This window comes from uncultured Romboutsia sp., from assembly GCF_958366745.1.
GTDB classification, from domain to species: Bacteria; Bacillota; Clostridia; order Peptostreptococcales; family Peptostreptococcaceae; genus Romboutsia; species Romboutsia timonensis.
This window is the reverse complement of the sequence record NZ_CATXCO010000137.1, coordinates 1-6,516: the sequence shown is the minus strand read 5'-3', so window position 1 is coordinate 6,516 and position 6,516 is coordinate 1. Positions and strand designations below refer to the sequence as shown.

Below are 6,516 nucleotides of genomic sequence, written 5' to 3'. Positions count from 1 at the left end.
ATGTCATCTATAGGGATACCAGTTATAATGATGTCTTGGTTTGATGATAGTTTAAGAGGTAAAGCTACAGGTCTAGCATTTGCTGGAAGTGGTTTAGGTAATATATTCTTACAACAATTCTCAGTAAACTGGATAGCTCAATATGGATATGCTGCTGCGTATCAAAGATTTGCATTATTATCACTAGTAGTTGGGTTAGCAGTATCTTTACTATTCATTAGAACTGCAAAGGATAATTCTGAAGTTGCAGTAGGAAAAAATAAAGAAGTAAACACTAATACAGAAGAAAAAGTTGAATCAAAAGAAGGATATACGCTTGCAGAAGCTACAAAAATGAAGGCATACTGGATATTTGCTATAGCATTCGCATTCATAGGGATATATGTATCAGCTTTAGCTACTCAATATTCAGCATTCTTAGGTTCTGAGGGATTTGATAAAGCAGTTTTAGGAACAGTAGGATCAATATTTGCCGCATGTTCTTTATTCGGAAACTTATTAGGAGGAACTTTCTACGATAAGTTTGGAACTACTAAAACTACAGTAATAGGATTTGTTTTAGCTTTAGTAGCTTGTTTATCACTAATGCTTGCTCCACAAATACCAGCTTTAGCATATGTATATGGAGTTTCTAAAGGAGTGTCAGTATTTGCTTACATCTTAGCGCCATCAATGTTAGTTGGGGCTTTATTCGGAAGGAAAGATTTTGGAGCTATATTAGGTATAACTCAAGTATTCTTTGCTTTAGGATTTGCTTTAGGATCATTCGTATTCGGAGTTATAGTTGATAAAGCTGGATACATGATAGCTTGGTCATTCATATTAGTTGCTATATTGGTTGCTTACTCAATGTTATTAGTAGCTATAAAAGCTATGAGCAAAGCAAAGAAAGAAAATTTAGCTAATTTTGATTCTAATGAAATGAAAAAAGCTAACTAAAAATATATTTATATTATAAAAAAGCGTAGATTTTATCTACGCTTTTTTTATTGTTTTAATACAAAATATAATCTATTTATTATTTTTTAACCACATTATAGCACTATACGCATGTACAGCAGCTCCTGTAGGTAATATATCTTCATTAAATACAACATGTTGATTATGCATTGGTGCTCCAAATAAATCATTTTCTTGTTTTGAACCTGCACCTAACATAATATATAAACTTGGAACTTCATATGAATAAGAGGCAAAGTCTTCTGATCCCATTCCTCCACCGTTAAATAACACAACTGCTTTTTCTCCTACTATATCTTTCATATAGTTAGTAACTTCATGAGCTAGTTTATCATCATTAGTTAGTGGAGGTACTGAAGATAACTCTATTAACTCTGCTTCTCCTCTAAACAATTTAGCAGTAGATGTAATTATATCATTCATTCTTTCAACTATAAATTCTCCAACTTCTTTATCTAAGAATCTTACTGTACCTTCCATAATAACTTCTGATGGTATTATATTAGGAGCATCTCCACCTGCAAATTTTCCTATTGTTATGACAGCAGGTTTTGTAGCTGTTACTTCTCTACTTGTTATTTCTTGTAGTGATAAATATATATGTGTTGCTATATTTATTGGGTCTACTCCTAATTCTGGCATAGCTCCATGACATCCTGTACCTTTTACTGCTATTCTAAATCTATAACATCCACCTATACTAGTTCCTAATCCACATAATATTAAGTTTGAAGGTGTGCCAGAATGTACATGCATTGCCATTGCTGCATCAACATCTGGATTTTTAAGAACTCCTGCTTTTATCATTTTCTTAGCACCAGTAAATCCTTCTTCATCTGGTTGGAACACTAATTTAACTGTACCTTCTATTTCATTTTGATTTTGTTTTAATAGTTTTGCAGCACCTAAAAGCATAGCTGTATGCATATCATGACCACATGAATGCATAGAACCATTATTTGATTTAAAATCAAGACCAGTAGCTTCTGCCATTGGTAAGGCATCCATATCTGCTCTTAGTAAGAAAGTCTTCCCTGATTTGCTTCCTTCAATTGTAGCAACTATACCACTTTCACATATTTCCTTAGGTTCATATCCAAATTCTCTTAACTTATCCATAACATATGCTTTTGTTTTAGGTAATTCAGTTCCAACCTCAGGGTTATTGTGAATAGTTCTTCTATAAGATATAATCTCATCTTTCATCGCTATAGCTTGTTCTAAAAGTTTATTCATAATACTACCTCACTTATTTCTTAATTTACTTTATTTTTAACCTATATAAATACATTAATTCACATAATATATTTTTTCTTATCAACTATATTTTGTATAATATAAAAAAAAATATCCGTTCAGATAAAAATATATTAAAAATATTACTTTTGAATTTAATATGTACTTTTACCAATGCATTTATTAACTAATATAGGACATAATATATAAATCATTAATATTCATATATTAAAAGGTGAATTTTATGAAAAGTAGCAATAAGACAAAACAAAAAACTCCTCCTTGGGAAAATCCTATCTTTTTAACGATAATGACCTTTGTTGGAGGTTATATGAATGGATATACCTATATTACTAGAAATAATATATTAGCAAATATGCACACTGCTAATATGTCTAAATTAGGAATTAATATTGCACTTGGTAATTGGCAAGAAGCATTAAGATACTTTATTCCTATTGTTGCTTGTATATTAGGTGCTGTATTTAGTGAATTAGTAAAATCTATGATTATAAAATGTAAATACATTGGAGATTGGAGAAAAATAGCTTTAGTTATAGAATCAATTGGATTATTTTTTATTGGTTTAATTCCAACTTTTTTTCCAGATATTTTTGTTACTAATCTAGTTTCTTTTTTTATGGGATATCAGTTGTGTTTATTTAAAGAATGTCTTGGAATTGGGTTTAATACAACTATATGTACTGGAAATATTAGAAATGTTGGTCTATTACTATATAATGTATTAGATGAAAAAAGTAAAAATTCTATTAAAAAGCTCCTTACTTTCACAATTCTTACTTTTTCTTTTGCAGTAGGTGCCATTCCTGGAACTCTAGTATCTCTTGCTATAAGTACTAAAGCTGTTTGGATTTGTAGTTTTATATTATTAATACAATCATTTTGGATAAATATCTATGAAAATAAAAACTGCCTCAAATAAATATTTGAGGCAGCTATAATATATTGTTTTAAAAATTTAACAACAACATTACTTACTATTAGATATCTAAATCTAGGCTACATTCATATCCTACTTTGACATTTCCACCATTTAAAACTTTAGTAAATATACCATTCTTAGGCATTATACATTCTCCAACTTGATAATATATCTGACATTTATCATGACATTTTTTACCTATTTGAGTAACTTCTAATAATACATCCCCTATTTTTATTTTTTGACCTATAGAAAGTGTATTTAATTCAATGCCTTCTATTACTAGATTTTCTCCAAAAGCACCAAAGTCTACATTTGCACCTTTTTTTCTAAATTCATCTATTTTATTAAATTCTAATAAACTAACTTGTCTATGCCATTTACCTGCATGTGCATCATTTTCTATACCAAAGTCTTCTATAAATTTAGCTTCATTTATTTCATTTTTTAATGTTCCTTTTTTCTCACTTATGCAAATAGCTAATACTTTCCCCATGTCTCTATCCTCCGATTTGGTTCATATATTTATTTTCTTTATTGTCACAGTCCTCCATAAAAAGATGCTCTTGAGGTTTATCATAAATATTTGAATAAATTAACTCATTTAAATCTTTATCACTTATGTTACTTCGTATATGTTTTTTTAAATCTACTCCATAATTATAATGTAAACATTTTTTTAAAAATCCAGTAGAAGTTAATCTTATTCTATTGCAGTCCTCACAAAAACAACTTGATATTGGGCTTATAAATCCTATTTTTCCTTTATAGTTATCTATTCTTATATATTTTGCAGGCCCACTTCTTTTACTTTTATTTTCGACTTTAATATTTTTAAAATTTTTATTTATTATTTGATTTATTTCTTCATTGCTTGTACCTTTATAGTTTTTTGCTGCACCTATTGGCATAAGTTCAATAAATCTAATATCTAAATTTTTATCTTTTGTTAAGTTTACAAAATCTATTATTTCATCTTTATTTATATCATCAACAATAACTGTATTTATCTTTACTTTAAGACCTAGTTCTAATGCCTTATCTATAGAAAGTAATACATCTTGTAATTTATCAAACTTAGTAAGCTTTTTAAATCTGTCTTTATTTAAAGAATCTAAACTTATATTTACTCCGGTTAATCCATTTTTCTTAAGATCTTCTATTTTAGTATGTAATAATACACCATTTGTTGTTATATATATCTCTTCTATTCCATTAATACATTTTAGTTTATATATTAAACTTTCTATATTTTTTCGAACTAAAGGTTCTCCTCCTGTAATTCTTATTTTTTTAATACCTAGTCTTGCACATTCTGTTGCAATTTTTACAATTTCATCATCTGTTAAAATATCATTGTTACAGGAATTTAGTATGTTATTTTCATCAATACAATATATACACTTTAAATTACAATTTTCCGTGACAGAAATCCTAAGATAGTCTATTTTTCTTCCAAATTTGTCTATCATAACTTTAGTGGCTACTCAAAAAAGTTAAATTCTCCACTTTTACCTCCTGTTTTATTTAATAAAAATGTATTTTCAATGACCATTTTTTTATCTATTGCCTTACACATATCATAAATTGTTAATGCACATACACTTACTGCTGTTAAAGCTTCCATTTCTACACCTGTTTTGCCTACAATTTTTACCGTAGCTAATATTTTTATATTACTATTAATTTCATCTATTTCATAATCTATATTACAACTTGTAAGCATTAATGGATGGCACATTGGTATTAAGTCAGATGTTTTTTTAGCCGCCATTATACCAGCTACTCTAGCTACACCTAATACATCACCTTTTCCTATTTGATTATTTTTTATGCACTCTAGTGTTTCCTTACTTAGAGAAATACTAGAACACGCAGTTGCTATTCTTTCTGTCTCATTTTTTTGTGATACATCTACCATTACTGCATTCCCATTTTTATCAAAATGTGTTAACTTGTTCATATTTAATTTCCTCCTATTTACCAAATGAGCAATGTGGGAAAGAACATATTTCACAGTTTAAACACATTCCTCCATTACCAAATCTTGCTATATCTTCAAATGATAATTTTTCATCTGCTAAAATCCTTGGTAGTACTAAGTCAAATATAGTTCTTTTAGAATACATAGCACAACTAGGAACTCCAAGTATAGGTATGTTTTTATAGTATGCTAATAAAAACATTGCTCCTGGTAAAACCGGTGCACCATAAGTTACAATTTCTCCATTACAATCTTTTATTGCTGATGGTGTAACATCATCTGGATCTACTGACATACCTCCAGTACAAATTATCATATCTACTTTATCTTCTTCTATCGCTTTTAATATATTTTCTGTTATCATTTCTTTATTATCTGGAAGAATTATTTGCTTAACAATTTCACTTCCATAATACTCTAACTTTTCTTTCATAACTGGTAAGAATGCATCTTTTATTCTTCCTTTATAAACTTCATTACCAGTAGTTATAAGTACAGCTTTTTTAGGTTTTATTTCTTCTACACTTATTATTTTTTCTTTTATTATTTTTTCAGCTTCTAATATTTTTTTCTCATCTATTATTAAAGGAATAACCCTTGTTGCACCTATCTTTTCACCTTTTTTTACTGGAGTATTGTTGTGTATAGTAGATACTATTATCTCTCCTAGTAAATTAAGCTTTAAAAGTAAGTCTTTATTTATTTTTACTATTCCTTGAGTATTTGCAAAGAAATCTATTTTACCTTCTTTTATTTCTTCTGATATATAACACCCTTGTCCTAATACTAAGTCTTTTACCCTTATTGCAGCATCATTTTCATGAAGTTGTCCTTTTTTAGGTTCCCAAACATATATATGTTCCTTACCTATATCTAAAAGCTTCGGTATATCTTCTTCTCTTATTACATGACCTTTTTTAAATAACCTTCCTTTAAATTCTCCTGGAACGATTTTGGTAACATCATGAGATAAAATGCAACCTACAGAATCTTCAATTCTTATTTGTTTCATATTCTACTCTCCTAAATTTTGTCTTTATTCAAATTGTGATAAATAATTATAAGTAATATTGATATACTAAGTATAACAAATAATATAATTATAGTAGTTTTCGTTTGATTTGCTTCTATTGCATTATACATTGCCATTGGTAGAGTTTGTGTTTTTCCAGGTATATTTCCTGCTACTAAAATAGTTGCTCCAAACTCTCCTAGTGATCTTGCAAATGATAATAATATTCCACTATAAATTCCATTTTTACATAAAGGCAATATTATCTTAGTAAATATTTTAAAATCACTTGCTCCATCTAATTTACTTGCATTAATTATATCTTGGTCTATAGCAAAAATAGATGTTTTTATACTTTGATACATAAGAGGCAGAGTTACT

8 protein-coding genes are annotated in these 6,516 nt (G+C 28.2%); 2 read left to right on the top strand and 6 right to left on the bottom strand.

Annotated elements, in window-relative coordinates:
- Positions 1 to 939 (top strand): MFS transporter (locus tag Q5F54_RS09325; protein ID WP_302334296.1); only part of this gene is annotated, 939 nt, incomplete at its 5' end.
- Between the two features lie 72 nt (positions 940 to 1,011).
- Here the strand turns inward: Q5F54_RS09325 and Q5F54_RS09320 are convergent.
- Positions 1,012 to 2,196, bottom strand: coding sequence for a M20 family metallopeptidase (locus tag Q5F54_RS09320; RefSeq protein ID WP_281539024.1), 1,185 nt, complete (start codon positions 2,194 to 2,196; stop codon positions 1,012 to 1,014).
- Between the two features lie 244 nt (positions 2,197 to 2,440).
- Between Q5F54_RS09320 and Q5F54_RS09315 the strand changes: the two genes are divergently transcribed.
- Positions 2,441 to 3,139, top strand: coding sequence for a YoaK family protein (locus Q5F54_RS09315; RefSeq protein ID WP_281539025.1), 699 nt, complete (start codon positions 2,441 to 2,443; stop codon positions 3,137 to 3,139).
- 58 nt (positions 3,140 to 3,197) lie between these two features.
- Here the strand turns inward: Q5F54_RS09315 and Q5F54_RS09310 are convergent, their stop codons facing one another.
- The 5 genes from Q5F54_RS09310 to Q5F54_RS09290 form a co-directional block, all read right to left on the bottom strand.
- Complete coding sequence (locus Q5F54_RS09310) at positions 3,198 to 3,635, bottom strand: MOSC domain-containing protein (RefSeq protein WP_281539026.1); 438 nt, start codon at positions 3,633 to 3,635, stop codon at positions 3,198 to 3,200.
- Between the two features lie 4 nt (positions 3,636 to 3,639).
- A complete protein-coding gene (gene moaA / locus Q5F54_RS09305) occupies positions 3,640 to 4,611 on the bottom strand; it encodes a GTP 3',8-cyclase MoaA (RefSeq protein WP_277231176.1) in 972 nt (323 codons plus the stop codon).
- Between the two features lie 11 nt (positions 4,612 to 4,622).
- Complete coding sequence (moaC, locus tag Q5F54_RS09300) at positions 4,623 to 5,102, bottom strand: cyclic pyranopterin monophosphate synthase MoaC (protein WP_071120772.1); 480 nt, start codon at positions 5,100 to 5,102, stop codon at positions 4,623 to 4,625.
- Between the two features lie 13 nt (positions 5,103 to 5,115).
- Positions 5,116 to 6,135 carry a molybdopterin-binding protein gene (locus Q5F54_RS09295; RefSeq protein ID WP_281539027.1) on the bottom strand — a complete coding sequence of 340 codons (1,020 nt, stop codon included), beginning with the start codon at positions 6,133 to 6,135 and terminating at the stop codon, positions 5,116 to 5,118.
- An 11-nt stretch (positions 6,136 to 6,146) separates the two neighbouring features.
- On the bottom strand, positions 6,147 to 6,516 hold a 370-nt coding region (locus tag Q5F54_RS09290), incomplete at its 5' end, for a molybdenum ABC transporter permease (protein ID WP_302334295.1).

Coding starts and splice junctions, on each gene's coding strand:
- Q5F54_RS09310 (WP_281539026.1), bottom strand. CDS start 3,635: ATGGGGAAAGTATTAGCTATTTGCATAAGTGAGAAAAAAGGAACATTA.
- Q5F54_RS09295 (WP_281539027.1), bottom strand. CDS start 6,135: ATGAAACAAATAAGAATTGAAGATTCTGTAGGTTGCATTTTATCTCAT.
- moaC (WP_071120772.1), bottom strand. CDS start 5,102: ATGAACAAGTTAACACATTTTGATAAAAATGGGAATGCAGTAATGGTA.
- Q5F54_RS09315 (WP_281539025.1), top strand. CDS start 2,441: ATGAAAAGTAGCAATAAGACAAAACAAAAAACTCCTCCTTGGGAAAAT.
- Q5F54_RS09320 (WP_281539024.1), bottom strand. CDS start 2,196: ATGAATAAACTTTTAGAACAAGCTATAGCGATGAAAGATGAGATTATA.
- moaA (WP_277231176.1), bottom strand. CDS start 4,611: ATGATAGACAAATTTGGAAGAAAAATAGACTATCTTAGGATTTCTGTC.